The organism is Specibacter sp. NPDC057265, from assembly GCF_042668835.1.
Lineage (GTDB): Bacteria > Actinomycetota > Actinomycetes > Actinomycetales > Micrococcaceae > Specibacter.
In genome coordinates, this window is record NZ_JBHUYE010000050.1 from 1 (window position 1) to 1734 (window position 1734).

The 1734-nt window shown below is 61.5% G+C and carries 1 protein-coding gene; it reads right to left on the reverse strand.

Annotation, left to right across the window (positions count from 1 at the left end; all coding sequences use genetic code 11):
• Positions 1–174: 174 nt before the first annotated feature.
• Entirely contained in the window at positions 175–1614 is a 1440-nt protein-coding gene (locus ACFUCV_RS14960) for an IS1380 family transposase (RefSeq protein WP_380817127.1), read from the reverse strand.
• Positions 1615–1734: the final 120 nt, after the last annotated feature.

The following is a 1734-nucleotide window of genomic DNA, read 5'->3' on the forward strand; positions in this document are numbered from 1 at the left end:
TAGCCCGGATTTTTCATGATGGTCCGATTGCCGGCTCAGTGGGGATTTGATTTCTTGCCGGGCCGGTTTTCTGGTTTTGGGCATGGTTAGTGGTCCTGTGGTCGCTGGGTGGGCGTCGGTTTCCACGGTTCCGAGGTGTGGTTCTTTCTGGTGGTCGGGGCCGATCCTGGCGTCTCAGGTCGGTAGGGGCAGACGCTTTCGGCGCTGGGTGGCGAGCTCCTTGATCGCTTCCAGGAGTGTGGTGATCGTGCTGGCCTCGGGTGCCGTTTCAGGAATCAACAGCCAGTTTCTTCGGGCCCGGGTGATGATTTTTCCGGCGGTGGCGAAGAGCCGGTAGCGCCACCGCTTCACATCCCAACCCCGCCCCGGATGGTCGGTGGGCAGCATCGCCAGCTGCATCCACGACATGAGATTCATGGCCAACGTCGCGATGTTCACCCAAGCCTGGTTGGCGTTGAAGTCAAAGAACGGCAGCTTCCCCAACCCGGTGTTCTTCAACGTTTTGATCCGGTTCTCACACCGGCCCCTGGCCCGGTGCCTGACATCGAGGGTGGGGCCGTGCCAGCGCGGGGAGTTCGTGAGAAACGCAGTCACCCGATGCCCGTCAGGATCCAACAACGTTGCCTGCGCCCCGGGATGCAATGGTTCGGCCCGCAGGTACAGGTTCGTGCCCGCGGGGTAGTCCGTAAGCCCCAGAACGTCGGTGGCGTTCACAACCCACGCATCCGCCCGCTCTTCCCCGGCCTGGTTCAGGGCCGGCTGCCAATACTTCTTCTCATTGATCCAGGCCACCATGCGGGCTTTCATGACCGGCACCGGGTAGGACACACTGAACTGCACGCCCAGGTTGGCGAGGTAATGCAGGAATTTCCGAGACGCACCGGCACTATCGGTACGCACCAGCACCTTCTCCCCAATCAGCGCCCCGCCCTGGTCGTAGAAGGCGTCCGGGAGCTGCGCGATCGCCGCGGTGAAAACTTTGATGTGGTCATCGGCGCTGTTGGCCCCGGCATTGCCAGGGCGCAACACCGCGGCCAGGATCTCACCGGTGCCGTTGCCCGCGCCGTAGTCAATGCTGGCGATGAAGGGAGCGAATCCGTACCCGCCCTTGTAGGTGCCGACGGCTTGTTCCTTGTCGCTGTGTGAGGTCACCAAAGTGGCATCAAGATCAACGATCAGGGGGTTCAGCGCTGTGGCCATCAGTGCGGGGTTCCGGTCGCCGACGGCTTCCCATACCCGGGACCGTAACTCACGAGTCATGGTGGCGAAACCATAATCAAAGACCTCAGGAGCCGTTGCGGCTTGTTGGAAGAACCTTGACATGGTCGCGTTCGAGGCGACTTTTCCGAACACTCCGGCACTGCTGCGCAGCATATCTAGGTCGCTGACGTGTTCCCCGCCGCCGGCGAGCATCACCGCCACCGAGCCCACCATCCCACCGGGCCGGTGCCGGGCACCGGCCGGAACGAACTGGCCCAAACGGTCCTCACACAAGCGCCGGAAACCCAACGCGTCAACGAAGGACGTCAGCACGTTCAACCCCGCATAGGTAACCAAGGCCTGGCCCGTTGTGGCGACAGGAAGGACAGGGAAAACTGGGCTATTCTTAGACACCGAAAGGGTGCTCCCTTGCAACGAGAAAATATGGCTTAGACACCTCTATTTTCCCAGCAAAGAGCACCCTTTCATCTCTTTAACACGCCGCCACAGCCCCACCCCCATGAAATCTCCGGG